Raw genomic sequence first — 25,007 nt, forward strand, 5'->3', positions numbered from 1 at the left:
TTTCGCGTGGTCGTCACACCAGGCCTTCCAGTACGTCGGCGAGCGCGGTGACGCCCGCCGCACAGTCGTCCTCCTCGGCGGACTCGGCGGGTGCGTGCGAGACGCCGGTCGGGTTGCGGACGTACAGCATCGCCGTGGGCACCGAAGCGGACAAAATACCCGCGTCGTGTCCGGCCCCCGTGGGCAGGACGGGGATGTCCTTCCCCAGCAGCGCGGCCATCCGATCGCGCAGCGCGTGGTCGAACTCGACCAGCGGTGTCGCCGACTCGCGTGTCACCCGTACGTCCACGCCGTCGCGGCCCCCGCGTTCGCCCGCCGCGCGTTCGATCTCGGCGACGAGGGAGGCCAGCGTCCCCTCGTCCGGCGCACGCGAGTCCAGCCAGCCCCTGACCAGGGAGGGGACGGCGTTGACGCCGTTGGGCTCCACCGCCACCTTGCCGAAGGTGGCCAGCGCGCCGGCCAGCCGTGCCTTCTTGCGGGCCGCGAGCACCGTGTTGGCGTAGGTGAGCATGGGGTCGCGGCGGTCCTCCAGGCGGGTGGTGCCCGCGTGGTTGGCCTCGCCGTGGAAGTCGAACCGCCAGCGGCCGTGCGGCCAGATCGCCGACGCGACCGCGAGCGGGTGGTCGGTCTCCGCCAGCGCGCGGCCCTGTTCGATGTGCAGTTCGACGAACGCGCCGATGCGGGCGAGCCGCTCGGGGTCGGGGCCGAGCGCGGCGGGGTCGTGCCCCGCCGCCTCCATCGCCCTGGGCAGGGTGGTCCCGTCCGCGTCGCGGAGGGCGTGGGCGCCCTCCGCCGTGAGGGACCCGGTCATCAGCCGCGAGCCCACGCAGGACAGGCCGAAGCGGGCGCCCTCCTCGTCGCAGAAGTTGACGATCGCGAAGGGGCGCGTGAAGGCGGTGCCGCGGCTGTGGAGTTCGTCGTAGGCGGCGAAGGCGGAGAGGACGCCCAGCGGTCCGTCGAAGGCGCCGCCGTCGGGCACGGAGTCGAGGTGCGAGCCCGTCACGACGGCGTTCTCGGCGCTCTTGTCGCCGAACCACGCCCACTGGTTCCCGTTGCCGTCGACCTCGTAGGCGAGGCCCCGGGACGCGGCCTGGGCGCGGAACCACTGACGGCACTCCTGGTCGGGCCCCGTCCACGCGAAGCGGCGGTACCCGCCCGATTCCGCCCTGCCGAGGGGCAGCAGTTCCTTCCACATCTGCTGGAAGGACGGCTGCGGTCCCGGCGGGTGAGGGCATCCCGGGTCGGAGGAGGCGGGGTCCATCAGGCGTCTCCCTCGCGCATCGGGACGCGGACGCCGCGCTCGGCGGCGACCGCCTCGGCCTCGGGGTACCCCGCGTCGACGTGGCGGATCACTCCGGTACCGGGGTCGTTGGTGAGGACCCGGCGCAGTTTCTCGCCGGCGAGGGCGGTGCCGTCGGCGACCGTGACCTGCCCCGCGTGCAGGGAGCGGCCCATGCCGACGCCGCCGCCGTGGTGGAGGGAGACCCAGGAGGCGCCGGAGGCCACGTTGAGCATGGCGTTGAGCATGGGCCAGTCCGCGATGGCGTCGGAGCCGTCGCGCATGGCCTCGGTCTCCCGGTAGGGGGAGGCGACGGAGCCGCAGTCGAGGTGGTCACGGCCCAGGACGAGGGGGGCCTGGAGCGCTCCGGAGGCGACCATGTCGTTGAAGCGTTCGCCGGCGGCGGCGCGCTCCCCGTAGCCGAGCCAGCAGATGCGCGCCGGCAGGCCCTGGTAGTGGACGCGCTCGCCGGCCAGGCGCAGCCAGCGGGCCAGCGACTCGTTCTCGGGGAAGAGGTCGAGCAGGGCACGGTCGGTGGCGGCGATGTCGGCCGGGTCGCCGGAGAGGGCCGCCCAGCGGAAGGGGCCCTTGCCCTCGCAGAAGAGGGGGCGGATGTAGGCGGGGACGAAGCCGGGGAAGTCGAACGCGCGGGTGTATCCGGCCAGCTGTGCCTCGCCGCGCAGCGAGTTGCCGTAGTCGAAGACCTCGGCTCCGGCGTCCTGGAACCCGACCATGGCCTCGACGTGGGCCGCCATGGACTCGCGCGCCCTGCGGGTGAAGTCGGCGGGCTTCTCGGCGGCGTAGGCGGCCATGTCGGCGAAGTCGACGCCGGTCGGCAGGTAGGAGAGCGGGTCGTGGGCGGAGGTCTGGTCGGTGACGATGTCGATGGGGGCGCCGTCGGCGAGCAGCTGCGGCAGCACCTCGGCGGCGTTGCCGAGCAGGCCGATGGACAGCGGGCGGCGGGCATCGCGGGCCTCGACGGCGAGGCGGAGCGCCTCGGCGGTGGTCTCGGCGGACACGTCCAGATACCCGTGTTCGATGCGGCGTTCGATGCGGGAGGGATCGCACTCGATGACGAGGGCGACGCCGCCGTTCATGGTGACGGCGAGCGGCTGGGCGCCGCCCATCCCGCCGAGCCCCGCGGTCAGCGTGATCGTCCCGGCCAGCGAGCCGCCGAACCGCTTCTGGGCGACGGCCGCGAACGTCTCGTAGGTGCCCTGGAGGATGCCCTGGGTGCCGATGTAGATCCAGGACCCCGCGGTCATCTGGCCGTACATGGTCAGGCCGAGCTGTTCCAGGCGGCGGAACTCCTCCCAGTTGGCCCAGTCGCCGACCAGGTTGGAGTTGGCGATCAGTACGCGCGGGGCCCACTCGTGGGTGGTCATCACGCCGACGGGGCGTCCCGACTGGACGAGCATCGTCTCGTCGCCGCGCAGGGTGCGCAGGGTGCGGACGATGGCGTCGTAGGAGGCCCAGTCGCGGGCGGCCTTGCCGGTGCCGCCGTAGACGACGAGCTTGTCGGGGTGCTCGGCGACCTCGGGGTCGAGGTTGTTCTGCAGCATCCGCAGTGCGGCCTCCTGCTGCCATCCGAGCGTGCTCAGCTCGCTGCCGCGCGACGCCCTGACCGGGCGTGGTCCTGCGGTGCTGGTCATGTGGCCCTGCCTCCTCGACTCCAGCCGAATCAGGTCTATTCACTAACCATACGCAGTGAATAGATCTAGTCAACGGGTGGTCGGGTACGAACCCGCTGGCGGACCGGACACGGCGGCCCCGGACCTCCGCCGAACACCCCGCGCCGCACCCCGTGCGGCCCGGCCGCAGTGAACCAGCGGTGGGACAGCCGGAGGGACACGCGGCGGGTAGGGCCGCGCAGGACGCCGCCCGGCGCGGGAGCGGCCTACCGTCGTCCAAGAGCACCCCGGCGGTCCGCATACGGAAGCCACGCTCCGGGTACGGCACGTCAGCGCGCTCCGCACAGTCCGCACCACCCGCCTCCCTGGCCCCACGCTCACCCCCACGCAGCCCCGGAGAACGACATGTCGCAGATCCTTTTCGTGCTGACCGGCGCTCAGCACTGGACCCTCGCCGACGGCACCCAGCACCCCACCGGCTTCTGGGCCGACGAGGCGGTCGCCCCCTACGAGGCCTTCAAGGCGTCGGGCCACCAGGTCGTCGTCGCCACCCCCGGCGGAGTGGTCCCCAGCGTCGACCAGACCAGCCTGTCCCCCGACGCGAACGGCGGACAGGACAACGCCGACCGGGTGGCCGCGGGACTCGAGACCTTCACCGAACTGGGACAGCCGCTGAGCATCGAGGACGTACGGATCGACAGCGGGGGCGGCCCGGCCGGCTTCGACGCGGTCTTCTACCCGGGCGGCCACGGCCCCATGGAGGACCTGGCCACGGACAGCGACTCCGGAACCCTGCTGGTGCGGACACTGGCGTCGGGCCGGCCGCTGGGCGTGGTCTGCCACGGCCCGGCGGCGCTGCTGGCCGCCCACACCCAGGAGGGTGCCAGCGCGGTGTACGGCTTCCGGCTGACCGGCTTCAGCAACGCCGAGGAGCAGCAGGCGGGCTTCGCGAACAAGGCGAAGTGGCTGCTCCAGGACCGGCTGGTCGAGGCGGGCGCCCACTTCGACGAGGGCGAGCCGTGGGCACCGCACGTGGTGGTGGACCGCAACCTGGTCAGCGGCCAGAACCCCGCCTCCGCGGGCCCCGTGGCGGCGGAGATCATCAAGATGCTGGGCTGAGCTGCCGTCAGCCGGCCGCCCGGAGGGCCGGATAGATGGGACCTCTGCCTCCGTACCGGAAGCTCAAAGCCGGTCGCCGCGCGCGCTCTTGACACTCCCGCACCTCTCTCGGACGCTTTCATCGGATGTCCGTGTCCGAGAGGGGGAGGGCCCGTGAGGTCTGGGCGCCGACGGACGCGGCACCGTCACCGCCGCGGACGTGGAGACCGGGCACAGCTACGCGGACGAGGGCTCCTACCGCTCGCAGCGGCGCACCACCGTCCGCGGCACCGCCTACGTCACCACGGCCCGAGGCGGCCGCACGGGCCTCAGCTTCACCGGTGAGGCCGATCCCGGCACCTCCTACCGGCTCACGGTCGGCTCGCGCTCGCGGACCGTGACCGGACGCGCGCTGATGTCGGGCGAGCCGCTGTCGTTCTCGCTGCCCCGCGGCCGTGTCGTACCGGTCACCCTCACCCGGGCCCATCCGGCCCATCCGGGTGAGGACCTAAAGGCGCGGGTGCGGCGCCTCACCCTGACGCCGTAGCCGGCGGGCCGTCCGCCCGGGCGCAGGCGGCGGAGGTCAGGGGGTCTCCGCGGCGCACGTCGCGGGGTCAGGACGCCTGCGGGGCGCGGCCGTGCCAGTCGACGCACATCAGGACGGCGTCGTCCTGGAGCGGCGCCTCGCCCCGGTAGGCGGCGAGTTCGCGCAGCAGGGCGACGGGTACCTGGGCCGCGGGCAGGAGCTTGTGCGCGGCCAGGGCGCGGGCCAGTGAGCGGTCGCCGTACTTCTCGCCGCCGCGTCCTGGGGTGTCGTAGACGCCGTCGCTGCCGAACAGCAGCCGGTCACCGGGCAGCGCCGTGAAGTGCTCCTCGGTGTAGACGGTGTCCTCGAACATGCCGAGCGGCAGCTGGCTGTCGAAGGAGAGGGTGTCCACCGTGCGGCCGCCGCGCAGCCGCCAGGTGCGCGGCGAGCCCGCGTCCACCACCGCGACGACTCCGGTGGCCAGCTCGACACGCAGCAGGAGCACCGAGACGTAGGCGGAGCCCTGGTACTGCGCGTAGACGGCCTGGTCCGCGAGCGTCGCCTGCCCTGCCAGGTCCAGTCCGGCGCGGCGCGCGTTGCGCAGCGCGTTGGTGGCGAGGTTGGTCAGCAGCGCGGCCTCCATGCCCTCGCCCATGCCGTTGGTGAGGGCGAGCGTCAGATAGCGCTCCGAGGCCTCCCAGTCGAACCCGTCACCGAAGATCGCGTACGCCGGCTCCAGGTGTGCGCCGACCTCGAACTCGGGGCGGACGCAGGCGCGCCCGGGCAGCAGCTGCCACTGCATCTCCGCCGCGAGTGTGAGCCGGGTGGCGCGGCGGGCCAGCAGGAACAGGTCGGTGTCCCGTCCGGCGACGAGGACCTCGTGCCCGAGGACCTCGCACAGCTCGCGCAGCTCCGGCAGCAGGTCGCGGGGGTCCTTCGAGCCGGGCAGCCCCACGGACAGCGTGCCGAGCCGGTCGCCGCGCGCCGTCAGGGGGAGGTGGACGACGATTCCGTCACCGGTCTGACTGGTGACGTACGGTTCCTGGGCACCGAACGCGCGCCCCTGCGGACTGTCGTGCACGGACACCGCGTCCTCGTCGGCCGGACATCCGTTCACTCGCCGCAGCGACGTCATGCTGTAGTCGATCATGCGGAGCTCGACGGAGTCGGCGCCGTACCCGGCCCGCAGCTCGTCGGCGAGGGCGGCGGCCAGGTCCTGCGGGGGCGCGGTGCGCAGCCTTTGCTGCACAGCGGCGAATCGGTCCACGACGGTCCTGATCTGTGCGGGGCTGGCGAGGACCCCGACGGGGATCGCGACCGCTCAGCCGAACTTCCGTGCCACGTTCCGTGAAGCCGTCACCGTATCGCAGTCAGGTGCCCGGCAGCCCGGCGTCCGCTCCGGCGTCGTGCCACCCCGCGCCGCCCGCCACCCCTACGGACAGCCACCCCTGCGGATGGCGTCGCGGAAGAGTGCCGCGCCGTCCGCGATGAGTTTTCCGCCTCCCTCCGGTCCCTCTTTCCGGCACCGGTGCACTGGGCCCGGCGGCCTGGGACGTGCGGGAGGCAGCACACCATGAGCGAGACGACGGAACCGGGCAGCCCCCGGGTGGGCGGGACCGTGCTGGGCAGCACCGACCCGAGGAGGCTGTGGGAGTGGTACCGGGACGTGTTCGCCCCCGGCCTGACACGGGACGGCGCCGAGGACGGGGGCCCGGTGCGGCATCTGCGACTGGGCGGCACATACGTCGTTTTCGAGGCCCGTGACGACGTGGGCCGCAAGTCCGTCGAACCGGGCCGCGTGCTGGTCAACTTCGAGGTCACCGACATCCGGGAGATGGAGCGGCGGCTCGACGCCCAGCTCAACCCGCGCTGGATCCGCCCGGTCGAGACGGTCGACGAGCACGTACTGCTGGGCACCCTGGAAGACCCGGACGGCAACTACGTCCAGCTCTGCGACACCACCGCCGACGGCACACCCGCCTAGCACCGCCGTGTTCCGTCAGGAGGAGGACGGCGGACCCGCAACGGATGCCGGGCGCCGCGGGGACGCCGCCGAACAGGCGGCCGAACTGCTGCGCCGCGCGGTCGGATACGCGCTGGCGACCGCCCAGTGCGTGACCCCCGCACTGCTGGGGCACCCCACCCCCTGCGCCGCCTGGGACCTGGGCGCCCTGCTGACCCATGCGGACGACTCCCTGGCGGCACTGCACGAAGGCATCACCGAGGGCGCCGTCACGCTCCATCCGCACGCCCATGGGCCGGGCCCGGCGACGGTCACGGCCCCGGACCCGGACCCCGCGGCCGCGTTCCGGCAGCGCGCGGCGCGCATGCTGGGCGCCTGGGCCGCCGCACGTCCCGGCGTCAGGATCGTCGCGGTGGCCGACGCGCCCCTGACGGCGACGGCCCTCGCGCTGACCGGCGCTCTCGAACTCGCCGTGCACGGCTGGGACATCGCCTGGTCCACCGGGTACCCCGAACGCGCCGTGCCGGGGCCCCTGGCGTCCCGCCTGCTGCCGGTGGCCCGCCACCTGGTCCCGCACGACGGCGCCCGCCACCCCCTGTTCGGACCGCGCCTGCCCCTGCCCGTCGACGCGCCGGCCGCCGACCGGCTGCTGGCCTTCCTGGGCCGAGCACCCCACGCGCGCGCCCCCGCCCCCGTTCCCGACGGCGGATAGCCGGACGGGTCAGGGCACGTGGGCGCACTCCGTCAGGATGCGGCGCACCCGCCGGCCCAGCGCCTCGTACAGCGCCCACCCCCGCGGGGTGGCGCCCAGCCTCGCCTGTTCCCCCCTCGGCGCTCACTCCGCGAAGAGGCCCCGTTCGCTCGCCCGCGCGTCGAACTCCTCCAGGCGGGCCTGCGCCTCAGGGAGGCCGTCGCACATCGCTTCGAGCAGGACGCGGCCCAACAGCATGGGGGCGCAGGCCGTGTCGAAGGCGAGGCCGGTGCCGACGGCCGCGGGCAGCAGCAGGTCGCCGGGGCCGGCGACGGGCGCGAAGGCGCTGTCCGCGACGGTGATCACGGCCAGCCCCGCCTCCCTGGCCCGCTCCAGCGCCTCGACCGTCTCGCGAGGGTGGCGGGGCAGCGCGAAGCACATCAGCACGCTCGCGCCGGCGCGCACGCAGCCGTCGATCCTGTCGACGAGCATCGAGCCGCCCTCGGTGAGCAGCCGCACGTCGGGGTGGACCTTGGCGGCGAAGTAGGCGAAGCCGCCGGCCTGGGCCGCCGCGGCCCGCAGCCCGAGGACGGGCAGCGGGCGGGAGGCGGCCAGCAGCCTGCCCGCGCGTTCGACGGGTGCCGGGTCCTCCAGCAGCGCGGCCAGGTGCCGCAGGTTCTCGATCTCGGCGTGGACCGCCTGCTGGTACTCGTTGAGCCCGCCGGGATCCTCGCCTCCCGCGGTGGACTCCGTCCCCTCCTGCGGTGCGCTCTCGCGCAGGTGACGGCGGAGTGCCGGGTAGCCGTCGAACCCGAGCGCCACGGCGAACCGGGTGACGGACGGCTGGCTGACCCCGGCCAGCTCGGCCAGCTCGACGCTGGAGAGGAAGGGCGCGTCCCCCGCCCTGCGGACCATGCAGTGGGCGATGCGGCGCTGGGTCGGGGTCAGCCGGTGTCCGTCGAACAGTTTCAGCAACCGCGCGCTCGCGCCGCCCATCCCGCACCTCGCATTCAGCCCGCTCCTCCCGTGCATAATCCTATGCAGCCAGAAGGTACCGCGGCAAGGCGGACGCCGGGGCCTGGTGAGGGCGTGAGGTCGCAGGTCGGGGGTCGGGGTCGGGAAGGCGTCAGCCCTGCCCGTCCGCGAACCACCGCGCCAGCTCGGGGGCGAGGCGGGAGACCGTCACCGGCGTGCCGCCGTCCCGCAGCGACTCGGTGGCCGCTACCCCGGCCGCCACGGCCTCGCGCGCCGCGACGGGGCTGGTGTCGGTGGCACCGCCCTCGCGGACGAACCGCAGGAACTCCGCCACCAGCAGCGGATCGGAGCCACCGTGCCCGCCCTCCTCGTCACTGCGGGAGGGCATGGGGACCACGAGGTCGGCCTCGGCGCGGTAGCCCTCACGGCTGCGCCGGTTCCACACCCGCACCTCGGCGCTCTCCCCGTGGTCGCCGAAGTTCTCCAGCCGGCCCTCGGTACCGATGACGGTGTAGTTGCGCCAGTAGTCGGGCGTGTAGTGGCACTGCTGGTAGCTGGCGTGGACGCCGCCCTCCAGCCGCATCACCACCATCGACAGGTCCTCCACGTCCACGACCGGGTTGAGCCCCGTGTTCGCCAGCGGCGGCCAGTTGTTCTCCGGGTCGTACCAGTCGGGCATCACCGCGCCCGGTGCCTGGCCCGAGCGGTCGTCGATGTCGCCGTAGACGGTCAGACCTCCCAGCGCCGTGACCCGCTCGGTGTAGGCGCCCGCCAGCCAGTGGATGACGTCCAGGTCGTGCGCGCCCTTTTGGAGAAGCAGGCCCGTGGTGTTGCGGCGGTCGGCGTGCCAGTCCTTGAAGTAGAAGTCGCCGCCGTGTCCCACGAAGTGACGGCACCAGACGGCCTTGACCTCGCCGATCTCCCCCCGCCGGATCAGCTCGCGCATGGTGCGCACCACGGGCATGTGCCGCATGTTGTGGCCCACGTACAGCCGGGCGCCGCCTTCCCTGGCCGCCTCCAGCACCCGGTCGCAGCCCTCGGTGGTGATGGCCAGCGGCTTCTCCACGAAGACGGCGACCCCCGCCCGCAGCAGCTCGGTCGCGAGCTGCTCGTGCGTGTGGTCGGGGGTGATGACGAAGACCGCGTCCAGTTCCTCGGCCTCCAGCAGCTCGCGGTGGTCGCCGTAGAGCCGTACGCCGTCGCCGAACCACTCGCGGGCCCGCGCGAACATCGCCGGAGCCGTGTCGACGGCGGCCACCACGCGGGAGCCCTGGCCGGGCCGGTGCGCCTCACGGGCGAGGGTGGCGCGCAGCCCGAGCCCGATGACGGCCAGGCGCAGGTCCCGGGTGCGGGGCCCCTCGGCGCCTCCGGGCGCCGGGGCGAGGGTGGTGTCGGTCATGTGGTCTCCAGCCGTTGCGGTCACGTCATATCCAGCCGTTGCGGTCACGTGGTTCTCAGCCCTTCATCCCGGAGAAGGCGATGCCCTGGATGAAGTGCCGCTGCATCGCCACGAAGACGACGATCACCGGCAGTGTGGCCAGGACGGAGCCGGCCATCAGCACGGGGTACTCCGTCAGGTGCGCGCCCTGGAGGGTGGCGAGACCGGCCGACAGCGGCATCTGGGACGGGTCGGTGTTGACGACCAGCGGCCACATCAGATCGTTCCACGACCACAGGAAGGTGAGGATGCCCAGGGCCAGCAGCCCGGGGCGGGCCAGCGGCAGGGCGATCCGCCAGAAGACGGTGAACGGGTTGGCCCCGTCCAGCCTGGCCGCCTCCTCCAGCTCGGTGGGCAGCCCGAGGAAGAACTGGCGCAGCAGGAACGTCCCGAAGGCGCTGAACATGCCGGGGACCACCAGCGCCTGCAAGGAGTTGAGCCAGCCGAGGTCCTGCATGATCTGGTACTGCGGCAGCAGGAACAGCTGGCTGGGCACCATCAGCACCGCCAGGAACCCCAGGAAGAGCGCTCCGCGCCCGGGGAAGGCGATGCGCGCGAACGCGTACGCCGCCATCGAGCACAGCAGCAGCTGCGCGACGGTGCGCAGCAGCGTCATCAGCACGGTGTTCAGCAGCTGGTCGGTGAACGGTATCGAGGAGAAGACCGTCGCGTAGTTCGACCAGTCCCAGTGCTCCGGCAGGAACGTCGGCGGCACCCTGGTGGACTCGCCGAACGACTTGAAGGAGGTCAGGACCTGCCACAGCAGCGGGAAGACCGTCACGACCGCGCCCAGGGACAGCAGCACGTGCGCGGGCCACAGCCGCCCCTCGCGGTTCCGCCGGGCCGCGCGGCGGGCCGCGGCGGGCGGGCGGGCGCCCTCGGGGCGGGTGCGGCGCGGGGCTGTCGCGCTCGTCTCAGTCATAGTGGACCCACCTCTTCTGCAACCGGAACTGGAGGGCGGTCAGCGCCATGATCAGGACGAACAGCACACAGACGATGGCTGCTCCGTACGCGCGCTGGTTGTCGTAGAAGGACTTCTGGAAGAACAGCATCACGATGGTCTGGCCCTCGCTGTAGGCCGGGTTCGTGACGCCGACGGACGTGTTGGCGCCCAGGATCATGTAGATCAGGTCGAACACCTGGAGGGACTGGATCACCGACAGCACGGTGGTGAAGAACAGCGTCGGGCTCAGCAGCGGCATCGTGACGGAGAAGAACTGGCGCACGCGGCCCGCCCCGTCCAAAGAGGCGGCCTCGTAGTAGTCCTGCGGGATGCCCTGGAGGCCCGCCAGCAGCAGGATCATGTTGTATCCGACGGTCATCCACACGCCGACGGCGGCGACGGCGAACCGCACCACGTCCGGGTCGGAGACCCAGTAGGTGCCGTCGATACCGATCGCGTCGAGGGCCTGGTTGAGGATGCCGACGTCGCCGTTGTAGAGCCAGCGCCACACCACCGCCACCGCGGCCGGCATCGTGACGACCGGCAGGAAGTACAGCGTCCGGTAGAACCCGGTGCCGCGCATGCCCTTCAGGTTCAGCAGCACGGCCAGCACCATCGAGACGGGGATGCCCAGCAGCACCAGCACGGTGTAGATCAGGCTGTTGCCCAGCGACTGCCACACTTCGGGGTCGTGCAGCATCGTGCGGTAGTTCTCCAGCCCGATCCACGAGGTGCCGCCGAAGGGGCCCCACTCGGTGAAGCTGAAGTACAGGGTTTGCAGCACGGGCCACAGATAGAACACCGCAAGACCGAGCCCCGCGGGCGCGATCATCGCGTAGCCCCACCACTTGTCGCGGTGCAGGAAACGGCGCTCCCGCTTGCGCAGCGCACGCTGGCTGGATGCGGAGCCGCCTGACCCGCCGGACGGAGGCGGTGGCGCCGCCTTCGCCGCCGCGGTGGCCTCGACGTCGACGCTCATGCCTTCCCCTCCCGGGCGAGCAACTGGTTCATCGCCTTGGTGAGGGAACGCGACACGTCGGCCAGGCTCTCGTTCCCGCTCCACGCCCGGGACAGCAGTTGCAGTTCCTTGTGCGACCAGGCGGCGGTGTTGGTGGAGATCGGATACGGCACCGCGTAGTCCACGGCGTCCAGGTGGACCTTCAGGTCGAACTTCGGCATGGAGTCGATCCACGGCTGCTGGGTGCCGTTCCGTGCCGGGATGGCCGTGCCCTTGGCCTGGAGGAGCGAGCCGCGCCTGGACGAGAGGAAGCGCACGAAGTCCCGGGCGAGCCGGGGGTGCGGCGTCCTGGCGTAGACGACGTTGGCCAGGCCGTGGATGACGCTGGCCCGGTGCTTGCCGCGCGGCAGCGGAGCCACGTCGACCTTGTCGCGCAGCGCCGGGTCGGCCCAGAAGACGGCCGCGTTGTACGAGCACTCGTACGTCATGGCGAGCTTGCCCGCCTGGAACATCTGCGTGGCGTCGGTGTCGGTGAGCTGCTGGAGGGTGGGTGAGGCGCGGTAGCGGTGGATCATGTCGATCCACAGCTGGAGCCCGTCGAGGGTCTGCGGGTCCGCGTACCCCGACTCCGTGCGGTCCTTCGAGAGCACCCAGCCGCCGGCCTGCGGTATGGAGTTGTAGTAGTTCTCCTGAGCGCGCACCGGGGCGCCCACGCCGTAGACCCCGCGGCGCCTGTCCGTCAGCCGCTGGGCGGCTGTGATCAGGTCCTGCCACGTCCACGAGTCGTCCGGGTGGTCCACGCCCGCCCGGTCGAACAGCTTCTTGTTGAACCAGAGCGCGACCGTGTCGAAGTCCTTCGGCGCACCGTACTGGGTGCCCTTCCAGCGGTAGAGGTCCGCCAGGTCGGGCGGGAAGTCGGCCGGGTCGAGGACCGCCTCGGGGCCCTCGGTCTCCAGCGGCAGCAGCTGCCCGTTGTCGGCGTACAGGCCGAAGTTGGGCCCGTTCATCCAGAACACGTCGGGTGCCGAGCCGCCCGAGCAGGCCGTGCGCAGCTTCGTCCAGTACGTGGCGTTCGGGGTGAGCTGCACGTCCACGCTCACGCCCGGCCTGGTTCGCTCGAACTCCCTGGCGGCCTTCTCCATGGCCGGCATCTGGTACACGTCCCAGACGCCGTAGGTGATCCGACCGCGTTCGGCGCCGCCCTTGGACGAGGCGGTGGTCGGTTTCGGGGGACTGCCGCAGCCTGCCGCGAACGCCGTCGTACCGAGCGTCGTCGCGGCGGCAGTGAAGAGGGAACGTCTGCGCACGCCGGAGGGCCTTCCTGGGAGCCTGATGCCCGGAAAGCTATGTGCTCGAAGTTGACGCGTCAAGACTCGTTTCGATCAACTTTACGCAATGTGGTGCGGCCGGGTCCCGCCGCGGAGTAGTGCTAGCACCACTCCGCTCCACCCCGCGCGCCCGTACTGTGACAGGCATGAGCACACCCGATCCCGAGCTGAAGAAGGAACTCGACGCGACCCTGCACACCCGCAGGGAGCTGGGTCCCGAGTACGAGGGCGAGCTGATCGACGCCTTCCTGGAGAAGGTGGAGCAGCGGCTCGACAACGTCGTCGACAAGCGGATGCGCCGGCAGCTGGCGGAACAGCAGATGGTGGCCGCGCGCGGCGCTGCGACGGGCAGGCCCCCTCAGGGACCGCCGGTCTACTCCGACGGCCTCGGCGCACGGCTCGGCCTGGCGGTCGCCTCCCTGGTGCTGGCGATCCCCCTCTCGGCGATCGCCGTCGTCAACGCCGGCATGACGGGCCTGTTCACCTGCTGGGCCGGCATCGTCGCCGTCAACGCCCTCCAGGCCAGCCGCTCCTGGTTCTCCCCGGGGCGGCGTGACAGGGACGAGTAGCCGAGCTCAGCGGGCCGGCACTGCCGAGTGCCCCACGGGGCCGCACGGTACGAGCGCACGGGGTCCGACGCGACACGAGTACCCCCCCCGGGTGCCAGGACGGCGCGCATGGCCGCGCCCGGGACCGGCACGGCACGGCACGCGTGACCCCGGCCCCCGGGGGGCGGCACGGCACGAGTAGCCCGCCCGGGGGCCGCGCGGAGTGGCCGCGCCCAGGGGGCCGACGAGAACGGCGGCAAGGCGCACGGGCGGGAAAAGCCCGGGCCCGGGGGGCCTGTCCCGGGCCCCTCCTCACCGTGCCAGATACGCCAACAGGTCCTGGCGGCTGACGACCCCGCTCGGCTTGCCGTCCGCCAGTACCACCGCCGCGTCGGCCCCCTCCAGCACGGCCATCAGGTCGGCGACGGCCTCGCCCGCGCCGACGTGCGGCAGCGGCGCGCTCATGTGCTTGTCGAGCGCGTCCCCCAGGGAGGCCCGCTGCGCGAACAGCCCGTCCAGCAACTCCCGTTCGACGACCGACCCGATCACCTCGGCGGCCATCACGTCGGGGTGCCCCGCCCCCCGCTTGACGACGGGCATCTGCGAGACCCCGTACTCGCGCAGCACCTCGATGGCCTCGCCGACGGTCTCCTCAGGGTGCATGTGCACCAGCGAGGGCATGGGGCCCTCCTTGTGCCGCAGGACGTCACCGACCCGCGCCCCCGCGGTGCCGCCCTCCTCCAGGAAGCCGTAGTCGTTCATCCACTCGTCGTTGAAGATCTTGCTGAGATAGCCGCGCCCGCTGTCGGGCAGCAGGACGACCACCACTGCGTCCTTGCCGTCCGGACCCAGCCGCCGTGCCACCTCCAGCGCCCCGACGACCGCCATCCCGCAGGAGCCGCCCACCAGCAGGCCCTCCTCCTTGGCGAGCCGGCGCGTCATCTGGAAGGAGTCCTTGTCGGAGACGCCGATGATCTCGTCGGTGATGTTCCGGTCGTAGGCGTCGGGCCAGAAGTCCTCACCGACGCCTTCGACCAGGTAGGGCCGCCCGCTGCCGCCGGAGTAGACCGAGCCCTCGGGGTCGGCGCCCACGATCCGCACCCGGTCGCCGCTTACCTCTTTCAGGTACCGCCCGGTGCCGCTGATGGTGCCTCCGGTGCCGATACCCGCGACGAAATGGGTGATCCGCCCGTCCGTCTGCTCCCACAGCTCGGGCCCGGTCGTCTCGTAGTGCGAGCGGGGGTTGTCGGGGTTGCTGTACTGGTCGGGCTTCCAGGCCCCGGGGGTCTCCCGCACCAGCCGGTCGGAGACGTTGTAGTACGAGTCGGGGTGCTCCGGGTCGACGGCCGTGGGGCAGACCACGACCTCGGCCCCGTAGGCACGCAGCACGTTGATCTTGTCGGTGGAGACCTTGTCGGGGCACACGAACAGGCAGCGGTAGCCCTTCTGCTGCGCCACGATGGCCAGACCGACCCCGGTGTTGCCCGAGGTGGGCTCGACGATCACCCCGCCAGGACGCAGCGCGCCCGACTCCTCGGCCGCCTCGATCATGCGCAGCGCGATCCGGTCCTTCACGGAGCCGCCCGGATTGAAGTACTCCACCTTGGCCAGGACGGTGGCCTGGATGCCTTCCGTGACACTGGTGAGCTTGAGCAGCGGGGTGTTGCCGACAAGCTCGATCATCGACTCGTGATACTGCACCGTGGTCTCCGCGCGTAGTCGTGGTCGCGGGCCGCGGGTCGCGGGCCCGTGCCGACACCATATGGGGCAACACGCGCACGCAGGGGGCGCGTTGCAGCACGCTCCGGGGCGGGCAACACAGTCTTGAGGGGTACGAGCCCCGGCGCGCGGCCGGACGGTCACCACGTACTGGGCGACCACCCGGACCAGGGCCCTTCGGGAGGCTTCCCGAACCGGCCTGGAGGACATCGTCCGACAAAGCGGCGCGCCACCGAGGAACGGCGCGCACTCCATGCTGCGAACCAGACGGAAAGAACCCGTCAGGTTGAGCAGAAGAACCGGACGAACCATCAGCACGGCAACGCGGGAGGCGGAAGAGCACAATGCCGATGTCGAAGGCGTCGAGCGCGAGAGTGGCCCGGCGAATCGCGACCGCAGCCGCCTACGGAGGCGGCGGAATCGGCCTGGTCGGCGGGGCGGCGGTCGGGCTGCTGTTCACCGAACTCCAACTGGCGAAACGTCAAATCGGCGGCTCGGACGACGAGCCACCCCAGGCCGACGGGCTCTACGGCGACGCCTTCGGCAGGCTCTACACCGGGCGTCCCCTGCGCATGGCCTTCCTCGGCGACTCGACGGCGGCGGGACAGGGCGTGCACAGGTCGCGGCAGACGCCCGGAGCGCTGCTGGCCTCCGCGCTCGCGGCCGTGGCGGAGCGCCCCGTGGAACTGCGCAACGTCGCACTGTCCGGCGCCATGTCCGACGACCTGGAGCGGCAGATCACGCTGCTGCTGAGCGCACGGGAGCCGGCCACGGCACCGGACGTGTGCGTCATCATGATCGGCGCCAACGACGTCACCCACCGCATGTCCCCGGCCCGCTCGGTCCGCTACCTGTCGGACGCGGTGGCACGGCTGCGGACGGCCGGCTGCGAGGTGGTGGTCGGCACCTGCCCCGACCTGGGCAGTGTCGAGCCCGTCGGGCAGCCGCTGCGCTGGATCGCGCGGCGGCTGTCACGTCAGCTGGCGGCGGCACAGACCATCGCCGTCGTCGAGGAGGGCGGACGGACGGTCTCGCTGGGCGACCTGCTGGGCCCGGAGTTCTCCGCCAACCCGCGCGAACTGTTCGGCCCGGACAACTACCACCCGTCCGCCGAGGGCTACGCCACCGCCGCCATGGCGGTCCTGCCCACCCTGTGCACGGCGCTGGGGCTGTGGCCGGACGAGCGTCCCGACAGCCGCCGCCGCGAGGGCGTGCTGCCGGTCGCCCGGGCCGCGGCGGAGGCGGCGGCCGAGGGCGGCACCGAGGTCGCCGGCATGCGGGGCCCCTGGGCCCTGCTCAAGCACCGCCGCCGGCGCAGGCTGCCGCCCGCGGAGGAGACCACCTGGCAGCGCGAGGAGGAACCCGAACACCGCTGACCGGTCGGCGCGCCCCCGACGAGAGCGTGCCGGCCACCGAGCGGGCAGAACCCGGGCGGCAGGAGGGGTGCGGCGAGCGGCGCGCTCCTCGGCGAGAGCGTCTTTCGGCGAGAGCCTCTTTCGGCGGGAGTGTCTTGACGCCTCCCCGGGACAAAGCAAACGCTTAGAAGAGGCCCGCATCACACCGTTCAGACCGTGACCGGCACCCTACGGGCGGGTAGCTTCCGCTCCGTACCGCCGATCCGCCGACTCCCCCAGGAGCCCCTGATGCCCGAAGCAGTGATCGTCTCCGCCGCCCGCTCCCCCATCGGCCGCGCCTTCAAGGGCTCCCTCAAGGACGTACGCCCGGACGACCTGACGGCCGAGATCGTCAAGGCGGCGCTGGCCAAGGTGCCCGAGCTGGACCCGCGGGACGTCGACGACCTGATGCTCGGCTGCGGTCTCCCCGGCGGCGAGCAGGGCCACAACCTCGGCCGCGTCGTGGCCGTCCAGATGGGGATGGACCACCTGCCGGGCTGCACCATCACCCGCTACTGCTCCTCGTCCCTCCAGACGACCCGCATGGCACTGCACGCGATCAAGGCGGGCGAGGGCGACGTGTTCGTCTCCGCGGGCGTCGAGACGGTCTCCCGCTCGGTCAAGGGCACCTCCGACGGGATGCCCGACACCCACAACCCGCTCTTCGCCGACGCCGAGGCCCGCACGGCGGCCCGCGCCGAGCAGGGAGGAGAGGGGTGGACCGACCCGCGCGAGAGCGAGCAGGTGCCCGACGTCTACATCGCGATGGGCCAGACCGCGGAGAACCTCGCGCGGCACAAGGGCGTCACCCGCCGGGAGATGGACGAGTTCGGCGTCCGTTCCCAGAACCTGGCGGAGAAGGCGATCGCCGACGGCTTCTGGGAGCGGGAGATCACGCCGGTCACCACCCCCGACGGCACGGTCGTCGGCAAGGACGACGGGCCCCGCTCCGGGGTGACCCTGGAGGGCGTCGAGGGCCTCAAGCCCGTCTTCCGTCCGGACGGCCTGGTCACCGCGGGTAACTGCTGCGCCCTCAACGACGGCGCCGCCGCGCTGGTGATCATGTCCGACACCAAGGCCCGCGAGCTGGGGCTGACCCCGCTGGCCCGCATCGTGTCGACCGGCGTCTCCGCGCTCTCCCCCGAGATCATGGGTTACGGCCCGGTCGAGGCCAGCAACCAGGCGCTCGCCCGCGCGGGCATGTCGATCGGCGACATCGACCTGGTCGAGATCAACGAGGCCTTCGCCGCGCAGGTCATCCCCTCCTACCAGGACCTCGGCATCGACCTCGACAAGCTCAACGTCAACGGCGGCGCCATCGCCGTCGGTCACCCCTTCGGGATGACCGGCGCGCGCATCACCACCACGCTGCTCAACTCGCTCCAGTGGCACGACAAGCAGTTCGGCCTGGAGACGATGTGCGTGGGTGGCGGCCAGGGCATGGCGATGGTGCTGGAGCGCCTGAGCTGACCTCGGACCGCGGTGGGCCCCCGGCGCCCACCCGCTGAGACGCCGCCGAGACAAAAGCGCCCCCAGGATGTGATATACACCCTGGGGGCGCGGCATTTCCGCAGGTCACAGCGGTACACCGGGGATGAAGCCGCTCTCCCACCTGTCCAGTTCGCCAGGATTTGCACTACGGTCGAAGAGCCTTGGACGACCTCATCGACACCGTGTACCGACACCGCTGTTGTAGGAATTCAGGGTGAACGACCGGGGGGACCGCGTCAGGGGGAACGAACCGGAACCGGGAGTCAAGTCAGTGAGCGCCATATCCCTCATCCTGCTGTGTGCGGCGGCCGTGGCCACCGCCCTGGGCGGTGCGGCACTGCACACGGCGCGCGGCCTGCGCCGCCAGCTGACGGCGCTGCGCACCGAACTGGAGGCGGGGCGGCACGACGTCCCGGCCACGGCCGCCGTCAGCGCTGCGGCCTGCGGGACCACCGCGGTCCCGCACGCCCGTACGGCGTCGGCCGACGAAGCCCGCGCGGCAGCGGCCGCCGAGGCGCCCACGGCATCGGAAGAGGAGAGCGACGCGGAGACGGCAGGCCCCTTCTCCCGGCAGATCCGCGCCGCGGTCGCCGCCGCGCTGGCGGACGAGCGGGAGCGGGAACTCGCCGAGGCGCGGGCCTTCTGGGCCGCCCAGGAGGCCCGCGGCGACGCGGGTGCGGAGTCGGGCGCCCTGCTGGCGGGGCACGGCACCGAGTACGAGATCGCCCCCGGCGACCCCGCCGACGGCTTCACCGACCCCGTCCGGTCCACGGACGGCGACTCGGGGGACGCCGGCCTCACCGCCCTCGCGGACTTCGCGGATCCGACCGGTTCCAGCGGTTCCGCCGACTTCACGGCCGCCGATTTCCTCGGTGCCGCCGACTTCACCGGCCCCACCGGAGAGACGCCGGCGCCGCACGGCTCGGAGACCGGTCAGATGTTCATCCCGCGCCAGCCGGGTCCCGAGGACGCGGATATGGACGTGGACCTGGCCTCGTTCGACGCGTGGGACACGGCGGACACGCACCCGGGTGAGAACGAGGAGGAGCCGGACGGTGCCCCCGCCCGCCCCTCGCCCCACGCCCCGGACGTGAGCGCGGAGACCGACGCGGAGTCGCCCGATCTGGCGGCCGCCCGGCGCCGCCATCCGTCCCAGCCGGACTACACGCTCAGCGGCGAGCCGGTCGCCCCGCACGCGTCCTCGTCCCCCGCGCCGACGGTCACCTACCACGAGCGCACCATCGAACGCCTCGCCGGCCTCGCCGAGGCCCGTACGCCACTGAGCGACGTACGCCCGGGTCCGCTCGGCACGCTGGACGTCTACCTCTTCGAGGACGGGACGACCGTGTGCCTGTCGCCGGGCCACCGCGCCACGAGCGAGGCGCTGGCCGACGCGGTACGCCGCGGGGAGGCACCCGTGCTGATGGGCGGCTCCGGCATCTCCGGCTCCTACACGCTCACCTTCGGCTACCCGGACGGCAGCACGGCCTACCTGCTGGCCGACCGCGTCATCACCCCGCTGTAGACGCGGCGGGCCGGCCACCTACAGACGCACCGTCTCCACCGCGCGCAGGGCTTCCTCCAGCACTGGCTCGGCGTCCTCGCCGGGGGCCGCGCGCAGGGCCGCGACCAGGTCGTGTCCGGCGACGGCGAGTTGGTCGCCGACGGCGAAGACGCCCGCGTCGGGCAGCGTACGGCGCGCGGCGGTCTCCGCCCCGAACTCCAGGCGCTGCGCCAGCGTGGCCAGTTCCCGCGCGAGAGCGAGGCCGTCTGCCGCGGCGCCGCGGGTCAGGGCGGACTGCGGCGCGGCCCGCAGCCGGTCGGCGAGTCGCTCCACGGCGTCGGTCAGCGAACGGGTGTCAACACGGGGCACGGCCTCACCCTATCCAGCCCTCTCCCGGTGCGGGCCGACCACACTGTTGCCAACGCCCGCGCACTCAGGCAACGTGTGGCCAAGGACTCATTGCACAAGCGTCCGGAGGCGCCGATGTCCCAAGTCTTCTCCGAAGAGACCCACCGGAACATGCTCTCCCGCATCCCCCAGTGCACCGGCCGTGAAGTCTCCGACTGGCTGCGCACAGTGGACGAAGGCCCCGCCCTCCTCCGCTTCGAGGAGAAGGTGAGCTGGCTCCGTGGCGCACACGACCTCGCCTACGGGCACGCCAAAGCGATCATCCACGAACACGACCTGCGGCGCGCCGCGCGCCACCTCTAGGCCCGGCCGTATGCCGGGGCAGGCGCGAGCGACCCGAAGACCCTAGGACACCAGCACGAGGACTGGCCGCGCCGGCCGCGCCCCGAAAGACAGGGCGCGGCCGAAGTGGCCGGAACAACACCGCGAGGGCCCGGGAGGTGAGACCTCCCGGGCCCTCGCGGTGTGCGGCGCACACGGTGCCGGGCACGGGCGCCCGGCACCGGCCGACGCTAGTTGTCGCCTTGCAGAATGGCGATCAGACGCAGGAACTCCATGTAGATCCACACGAGAGTCAGCGTCAGACCGAAGGCGGACAGCCACGCCTCCTCCTTCGGCGCGCCGTAGGCGATGCCGTCCTCGACCTGCTTGAAGTCCAGGGCGAGGAACAGCGCGCCGAGCACGATGCCGATGACGCCGAAGAGGATGCCGAGACCGCCGCTGCGGAAGCCGAGCCCGTCACCGCCGCCGAAGGCGGCGAAGAGCAGGTTGACGGCCATCAGGAGAACGAACCCGATCGCCGCGGCCATCACGAAGCGGTAGAACCGCTGGGTGACACGGATGATGCGGGTCTTGTACATCACCAGTACGGCGGTGAAGACCGCCATCGTGCCGAGCACCGCCTGCATCGCGGCGCCGTTGACCCACTGGTTGACGTAGTTGCTCAGTGCGCCGAGGAAGAGTCCCTCGAAGGCGGCGTACGCCAGGATCAGCGCGGGCGAGGCCTTGCGCTTGAACGCCTGGACAAAGCCGAGCACCATCGCCACCAGCCCTGCGCCCAGCGCGAGGCCGAGCGAGAGACCGGTGAGCCAGGCCACCGCGGCGGTGACGACGACGAGGCCGAGGGTCATACCCGTACGGGCGACCACGTCGTCCATCGTCATCCGCCCGGCGGACGGCGGAGCCTGCGGCGCCGTGTACGGCTGACCGGGGGTCTGCGTCTGCTGGGCCGCGTACGGGTTGGGCTGGGCGTACGGATTGCCCGCCTGGGGGTTGGCGGCGTAGGGGTTGGACGCGTACGGGTTCCCGGCCTGCGGCTGCTGCTGCGCATCGAAGCCGGCGTAGCCGCCCGCGCGGCTGAACCCCCGTCGCGAGAAGACCGGGTTGCTGCTCCTCATCTCACTCCTCCATGGCCACACTGCGCGGCCTCGCAGTCCAGCGTAATGCGTTAGTAAAAACAGCACGCTAGTGCAGAGTCAACAACGAAGAGAAGACACTCGTTGTTCCCTGTGCCACACAGCCATCACGTCCTCACCCGTGCGGGTGACCGCTTTCGGGCGGAACACTCCGATCGGTCCCGGCCCGCCCCTTCGGATACGCCCACTCCAGGAGCGCATCGGACACGCCCCCTTCGGGAGCCGCGAGGCACGCCGCTCTCAGGAGCGCACGAGGAGGAGGACGCCCGCGACCACCGCTCCGAGGACGAGCGCGGCGGCACCGTGGCTGAGCCGGTGCCGCCACGGCGCCGGGAGCGGCAGCGCGGAGTCCGCCGCCAGCCGGCCTGGCCCCGCGAGGGTGAGCGCGGCGGCGGCCAGGGTCAGCAGCAGTTCGTACTCGACGCCTTCGGGGGCGAAGAAGCCCCCGCCCCACTTCACCGCGAGCGCGTTGAGCAGCGTCCCGAAGACCGCGGCGCCCGCCAGCGGGGTGAGGAGGCCGAGCGCGAGTCCGAGCCCGCCGAGCGTCTCGGTCAGCCCCGCGACGACGGCCATGACCCCGGCCGCCGGATAGCCGGCCGACTGGAAGAACTGCTCGGTCCCCGCGAGCCCGCCGCCGTCGAACCAGCCGAAGAGTTTCTGGGAGCCGTGGGCCGCCATGGTCAGGCCGAGCGCGAGGCGCAGCAGGAGCAGTCCGGCGTCGTGGGCGGACCGCGCGGCAGGGGCGGACTGCGCGGTGGCGGCGTCGGCCGGCCCGGGGGCGCCGGGGAACCGGGCCGCGGGGCCGGTGGCGGGCGGACTGTCCGGGGTGGTCCGAGCGTCCTGTGCGGCGTGGGGGGACGGCATGAGCGGAGCCTCCTGCGTCAGCGGGGGAACCGGGTGACGGGACGATGCCACCGGTTGTTCAAATTCGAAACGTACCGTCCGACGGTAACAAGGCGGTTTGAATTTGAACAACACGTAGGATGGTGTTCATGGCAGGGACCAGGTGGCTCGATGAACGTCAGATGGCGGCCTGGCAGGGCTTCCTCGAAGCGACCAGCCGGGTCTCCCGCCACGTGGAGCAGCAGCTGAAGGAGGACGCGGGGCTCTCCCATCCGCAGTACGAGGTACTCGTCCGCCTCGCCGGAGCACCCGGCGGCGAACTGCGGATGACCGATCTGGCCGAGGGGCTGTTCACCTCCAAAAGCAACCTGACCTACCAGGTGGGCCAGTTGGAGAAGCACGGCCTCGTGCGGCGCCGCTCGTGCCCCACGGACGTGCGCGGAGTCCTCGCCGTCCTCACCGAGGAGGGCCGCGACACCCTGCGTGCCGCGGCCCCCGGTCACGTGGCGGCCGTCCGCGCCGCCCTGATCGACGTCCTGGAGCCCGACGAGATCGACACCATCGCCCGTGCGCTCGGCCGGGTCGGAGCCCGGCTGCGTCCCCCAGGCCGCGACACGGAGGAAACCGAGGCTGCTGAAAGGGCTGCGGAAACGGAGGCTCAGGGCGCCGGAAGCTCGGACAGCGGCGGGATGAGCACCTCTTCCTCGTAGTCCAGGTGGGCCTCCAGCTCACTGGTCATCCGGGCGAGCTCGGCGCGGAAGCGGCCGGGTTCCGCGGTCGTCAGGTCGGCCAGCAGGCGCTCCAGCTCCACGCGGAGGCGGTCCACCGTCTGGTGCTCGGCGCGCAGGCGTGCCAGCGCGGGCGCCAGGTGGGGGTACTTCTCGGCCAGCACGGGAAACGCCCCCTGGTCCTCAAAGGCGTGGTGCGTGTGCATCGACTCGCAGAAGGCCAGGCAGTGCTGACGCAGCTGGGGTCCGAGCGGGACCCGCGGCGCCTCGGTGCCGCCGGTCCGCTGCGCCCTGGCGGCGAAGTAGGCGTCCGCCTCCGTGGAGACACGGCGCAGCTGGTCACGCAGCCAGGTGTGGACCTCCAAGAGCTTGTCGACGAGCCCTGTGAACGGCGCGCCCCGATAGGAGCGTTCGAGCCGGACGACGGGCAGCACACGGGAGACGCGCGCCTGGTAGTCGGCGTATCCGGGCGCCTGCCGCACGACGTGCGCGAACAGCCGGTCCCGCTCGGCGCCCTCGGTGGGCACCGCGACGGCCCCGAACGACTCCTCCCCCACCTCGACCCTCGTCATGGGGTGCGCGAGCAGGTTGCGGTACCAGGCCGGATGGCGGGGTGCGCCGCCCGCCGAGGCGACGACGAGGAGGTGGCCGTCCTCGTCACGGACGTACCCGAGGGGGGAGGTCTGCTGTAGGCCCGAACGGGCTCCGGTGGTGGTCAGCAGCAGCAGATCCCCACCCTCGAACGGGCCGCCGACGCGGCCGGAGTTGGCGCGGAACTCCTCGACGACCGCACGGTTGAAGTCACTGACGCGGGGCGGAGTGGGGGAAAGGGGCGAAGGGGTCAAGAAAACAGCTCCCAGCAGAAGAGACGTCCCGGCCCGCGGCCGCGTCCGAGCGCCCGTGCGGGCACACGTGGGCCCACCGCACGCCCACGAGCGCGCGTGTGAGCCGCGCCCGTGCGCACGCGTGTGAGCGCACGTCGAGGCGCACGCGTCAGCACCCGGCAGGCAGGGACGGGAAAGCGGAAAAAGAAGAAGCGGAACCCGGCGCGCGGCCGAAGGGACGGCGGCGGCGCGGAACGGCTGCGCTGTGCGTCAGCCGCGTCTCAGATACGTGTCAGACGAGCCTGGCGGTGTGTGTACCCACGATGCACTCTCCTCACGTCAAGGTGCCTCCATGCCACTGCCGTACGAGCGGCAGCGTCACACGACACAGCCCCCATTCAACGTGCTTCTTCCGCCCGGGGCAAGGGACGTCGGGACGCACACCCGCACGCCCGGCCCCCGCACAGGGCCTGCCGCAGGCCGCTCAGCGCGCCAGGGCGGCTTGGAGCGCCGTACGGACCGTGTGCCGTGCGCTCACGGCTCCCGTCGTGCCCAGCAGCACGTGGTAGGCGAGGCCCTCCGCCTGCGCCACCAGCGCGACAGCCGCGGCCTCGTGGCCTGCCTCCGGCGCGTTCGCGCCCGCGCGGTCCAGGCACTTCGCCCCCGCGCGGGCCAGGCACGCGGCCAGACTCCCGTGGAGGCCGGCGTAGAGGCCGCGGACGCGCTCGGCGATGGCGTCGTCGGCCAGCGCGCCGGCGTTGAACGCGTGCCGCACCCTCATGTGCGCCCGTGACTCCGCGTCGTGGGGGATCAGCTCGTCCAGGACGACGGCGAGCACCTCGGCGGGCGGTGCGTCGCCAGGGGCGGCACCCAGACGCGCCCTGATGCGTCCCTCGCTGCGCTCGTTGCCACGGTCGAAAGCGGCCTCCAGCAGCTTCTGTTTCGTCGGGAAGTAGTGCTGGACCCGGCCCGGTGAGACGCCGGCCTGAGCGGCGACCTCCGTCAGGGAGACCGCGGGCAGTCCCCTCCCGGCGACGACCGCGAGCACCGCGTCGGCGATCTCCGTGCGCCGGCGGTCGTGGTGCAGCCCCGGCCCGCGGCCGCGGGTGGATGCGCTGGACGGCATGTTCCCGGCCCTCCTCGCCCACTGTTCGCCCGTTCCGTCTGTCGTCATCTCGATGTTGCCACATTGAAAAGCACACCAGGAGGGCTTTACGATGTGGCCACATTGAAAAGCCCTCCCGTGCGGTCCGCGCCACCGGCGCGGTCCGGGCGCGAAAGCACACCCGAGGGAGGAGCCGTG

Annotated in this window: 24 protein-coding genes; 10 read left to right on the forward strand and 14 right to left on the reverse strand. The window is 72.3% G+C overall.

Going from position 1 to position 25,007, the window contains the following annotated elements:
- Nucleotides 1-13: 13 nt before the first annotated feature.
- Nucleotides 14-1,195 (reverse strand): allantoate amidohydrolase, encoded by a 1,182-nt coding sequence (locus DQ392_RS04745; protein WP_114014319.1) that lies wholly within the window; start codon nucleotides 1,193-1,195, stop codon nucleotides 14-16.
- A gap of 65 nt (nucleotides 1,196-1,260) precedes the next feature.
- Nucleotides 1,261-2,931, reverse strand: a complete 1,671-nt coding sequence (gene hutU, locus DQ392_RS04750; RefSeq protein WP_114014201.1) for a urocanate hydratase — start codon at nucleotides 2,929-2,931, stop codon at nucleotides 1,261-1,263.
- Nucleotides 2,932-3,315: 384 nt separating this feature from the next.
- Between hutU and DQ392_RS04755 the strand changes: the two genes are divergently transcribed.
- Entirely contained in the window at nucleotides 3,316-4,029 is a 714-nt protein-coding gene (locus tag DQ392_RS04755; RefSeq protein ID WP_114014202.1) for a type 1 glutamine amidotransferase domain-containing protein, read from the forward strand.
- A 199-nt stretch (nucleotides 4,030-4,228) separates the two neighbouring features.
- Nucleotides 4,229-4,555 carry a hypothetical protein gene (locus tag DQ392_RS04760; RefSeq protein ID WP_114014203.1) on the forward strand — a complete coding sequence of 109 codons (327 nt, stop codon included), beginning with the start codon at nucleotides 4,229-4,231 and terminating at the stop codon, nucleotides 4,553-4,555.
- 67 nt (nucleotides 4,556-4,622) lie between these two features.
- Here DQ392_RS04760 and DQ392_RS04765 read toward each other — a convergent pair whose 3' ends face one another.
- Nucleotides 4,623-5,801, reverse strand: coding sequence for a PP2C family protein-serine/threonine phosphatase (locus tag DQ392_RS04765; RefSeq protein WP_114014204.1), 1,179 nt, complete (start codon nucleotides 5,799-5,801; stop codon nucleotides 4,623-4,625).
- A 306-nt stretch (nucleotides 5,802-6,107) separates the two neighbouring features.
- On the opposite strand from DQ392_RS04765, the gene DQ392_RS04770 reads away from it, so the two are divergent.
- Both DQ392_RS04770 and DQ392_RS04775 read left to right on the forward strand, forming a co-directional pair.
- On the forward strand, nucleotides 6,108-6,518 hold the full coding sequence (locus DQ392_RS04770; RefSeq protein ID WP_114014205.1) for a VOC family protein: 411 nt from the start codon (nucleotides 6,108-6,110) through the stop codon (nucleotides 6,516-6,518).
- A 7-nt stretch (nucleotides 6,519-6,525) separates the two neighbouring features.
- Nucleotides 6,526-7,209 (forward strand): TIGR03086 family metal-binding protein, encoded by a 684-nt coding sequence (locus tag DQ392_RS04775; protein WP_114014206.1) that lies wholly within the window; start codon nucleotides 6,526-6,528, stop codon nucleotides 7,207-7,209.
- Nucleotides 7,210-7,332: 123 nt separating this feature from the next.
- Here the strand turns inward: DQ392_RS04775 and DQ392_RS04780 are convergent, their stop codons facing one another.
- The 5 genes from DQ392_RS04780 to DQ392_RS04800 form a co-directional block, all read right to left on the reverse strand.
- Entirely contained in the window at nucleotides 7,333-8,184 is an 852-nt protein-coding gene (locus DQ392_RS04780; RefSeq protein ID WP_114014207.1) for a MurR/RpiR family transcriptional regulator, read from the reverse strand.
- Nucleotides 8,185-8,314: 130 nt separating this feature from the next.
- On the reverse strand, nucleotides 8,315-9,562 hold the full coding sequence (locus DQ392_RS04785; RefSeq protein ID WP_114014208.1) for a Gfo/Idh/MocA family protein: 1,248 nt from the start codon (nucleotides 9,560-9,562) through the stop codon (nucleotides 8,315-8,317).
- Between the two features lie 55 nt (nucleotides 9,563-9,617).
- Nucleotides 9,618-10,523, reverse strand: a complete 906-nt coding sequence (locus DQ392_RS04790; protein ID WP_245981185.1) for a carbohydrate ABC transporter permease — start codon at nucleotides 10,521-10,523, stop codon at nucleotides 9,618-9,620.
- Nucleotides 10,516-11,523 carry a carbohydrate ABC transporter permease gene (locus DQ392_RS04795; RefSeq protein ID WP_181856278.1) on the reverse strand — a complete coding sequence of 336 codons (1,008 nt, stop codon included), beginning with the start codon at nucleotides 11,521-11,523 and terminating at the stop codon, nucleotides 10,516-10,518. The genes DQ392_RS04790 and DQ392_RS04795 overlap by 8 nt, the downstream gene beginning before the upstream one ends.
- The gene (locus tag DQ392_RS04800) at nucleotides 11,520-12,809 is read right to left on the reverse strand and encodes an ABC transporter substrate-binding protein (protein WP_114014209.1); all 1,290 of its coding nucleotides are present in this window, start codon (nucleotides 12,807-12,809) and stop codon (nucleotides 11,520-11,522) included. The genes DQ392_RS04795 and DQ392_RS04800 overlap by 4 nt, the downstream gene beginning before the upstream one ends.
- A gap of 167 nt (nucleotides 12,810-12,976) precedes the next feature.
- On the opposite strand from DQ392_RS04800, the gene DQ392_RS04805 reads away from it, so the two are divergent.
- A complete protein-coding gene (locus DQ392_RS04805) occupies nucleotides 12,977-13,399 on the forward strand; it encodes a hypothetical protein (protein WP_114014210.1) in 423 nt (140 codons plus the stop codon).
- A gap of 291 nt (nucleotides 13,400-13,690) precedes the next feature.
- Here DQ392_RS04805 and DQ392_RS04810 read toward each other — a convergent pair whose 3' ends face one another.
- Nucleotides 13,691-15,079, reverse strand: coding sequence for a cystathionine beta-synthase (locus DQ392_RS04810; RefSeq protein WP_114014211.1), 1,389 nt, complete (start codon nucleotides 15,077-15,079; stop codon nucleotides 13,691-13,693).
- A 362-nt stretch (nucleotides 15,080-15,441) separates the two neighbouring features.
- Here DQ392_RS04810 and DQ392_RS04815 point away from each other — a divergent pair, with 362 nt between their 5' ends.
- From DQ392_RS04815 to DQ392_RS04825, 3 genes are all read left to right on the forward strand, one after another.
- Nucleotides 15,442-16,473, forward strand: a complete 1,032-nt coding sequence (locus tag DQ392_RS04815) for an SGNH/GDSL hydrolase family protein (RefSeq protein ID WP_114014212.1) — start codon at nucleotides 15,442-15,444, stop codon at nucleotides 16,471-16,473.
- Between the two features lie 267 nt (nucleotides 16,474-16,740).
- Nucleotides 16,741-17,961, forward strand: a complete 1,221-nt coding sequence (locus DQ392_RS04820; RefSeq protein WP_114014213.1) for an acetyl-CoA C-acetyltransferase — start codon at nucleotides 16,741-16,743, stop codon at nucleotides 17,959-17,961.
- Nucleotides 17,962-18,253: 292 nt separating this feature from the next.
- Entirely contained in the window at nucleotides 18,254-19,507 is a 1,254-nt protein-coding gene (locus tag DQ392_RS04825) for a hypothetical protein (RefSeq protein ID WP_181856279.1), read from the forward strand.
- Between the two features lie 18 nt (nucleotides 19,508-19,525).
- On the opposite strand, the gene DQ392_RS04830 is transcribed toward DQ392_RS04825, so the two are convergent.
- Nucleotides 19,526-19,855, reverse strand: a complete 330-nt coding sequence (locus DQ392_RS04830; protein WP_114014214.1) for a hypothetical protein — start codon at nucleotides 19,853-19,855, stop codon at nucleotides 19,526-19,528.
- A gap of 114 nt (nucleotides 19,856-19,969) precedes the next feature.
- Between DQ392_RS04830 and DQ392_RS04835 the strand changes: the two genes are divergently transcribed.
- Entirely contained in the window at nucleotides 19,970-20,197 is a 228-nt protein-coding gene (locus tag DQ392_RS04835) for a DUF4287 domain-containing protein (protein ID WP_114014215.1), read from the forward strand.
- Nucleotides 20,198-20,406: 209 nt separating this feature from the next.
- On the opposite strand, the gene DQ392_RS04840 is transcribed toward DQ392_RS04835, so the two are convergent.
- Nucleotides 20,407-21,291, reverse strand: coding sequence for a Bax inhibitor-1/YccA family protein (locus tag DQ392_RS04840; RefSeq protein ID WP_114014216.1), 885 nt, complete (start codon nucleotides 21,289-21,291; stop codon nucleotides 20,407-20,409).
- A gap of 258 nt (nucleotides 21,292-21,549) precedes the next feature.
- Complete coding sequence (locus DQ392_RS04845) at nucleotides 21,550-22,173, reverse strand: DoxX family protein (RefSeq protein WP_114014217.1); 624 nt, start codon at nucleotides 22,171-22,173, stop codon at nucleotides 21,550-21,552.
- A 128-nt stretch (nucleotides 22,174-22,301) separates the two neighbouring features.
- Here DQ392_RS04845 and DQ392_RS04850 point away from each other — a divergent pair, with 128 nt between their 5' ends.
- Nucleotides 22,302-22,862 (forward strand): MarR family winged helix-turn-helix transcriptional regulator, encoded by a 561-nt coding sequence (locus tag DQ392_RS04850; RefSeq protein WP_114014323.1) that lies wholly within the window; start codon nucleotides 22,302-22,304, stop codon nucleotides 22,860-22,862.
- On the opposite strand, the gene DQ392_RS04855 is transcribed toward DQ392_RS04850, so the two are convergent.
- Nucleotides 22,811-23,725, reverse strand: a complete 915-nt coding sequence (locus tag DQ392_RS04855) for a nitroreductase/quinone reductase family protein (protein WP_114014218.1) — start codon at nucleotides 23,723-23,725, stop codon at nucleotides 22,811-22,813. The two genes, DQ392_RS04850 and DQ392_RS04855, sit on opposite strands and share 52 nt — an antisense overlap.
- Nucleotides 23,726-24,188: 463 nt before the next feature.
- Nucleotides 24,189-24,830, reverse strand: a complete 642-nt coding sequence (locus tag DQ392_RS04860) for a TetR/AcrR family transcriptional regulator (protein ID WP_114014219.1) — start codon at nucleotides 24,828-24,830, stop codon at nucleotides 24,189-24,191.
- Nucleotides 24,831-25,007 lie beyond the last annotated feature (177 nt).

Origin of the sequence: Streptomyces reniochalinae, from assembly GCF_003323735.1 — a bacterium.
Lineage (GTDB): Bacteria > Actinomycetota > Actinomycetes > Streptomycetales > Streptomycetaceae > Streptomyces > Streptomyces reniochalinae.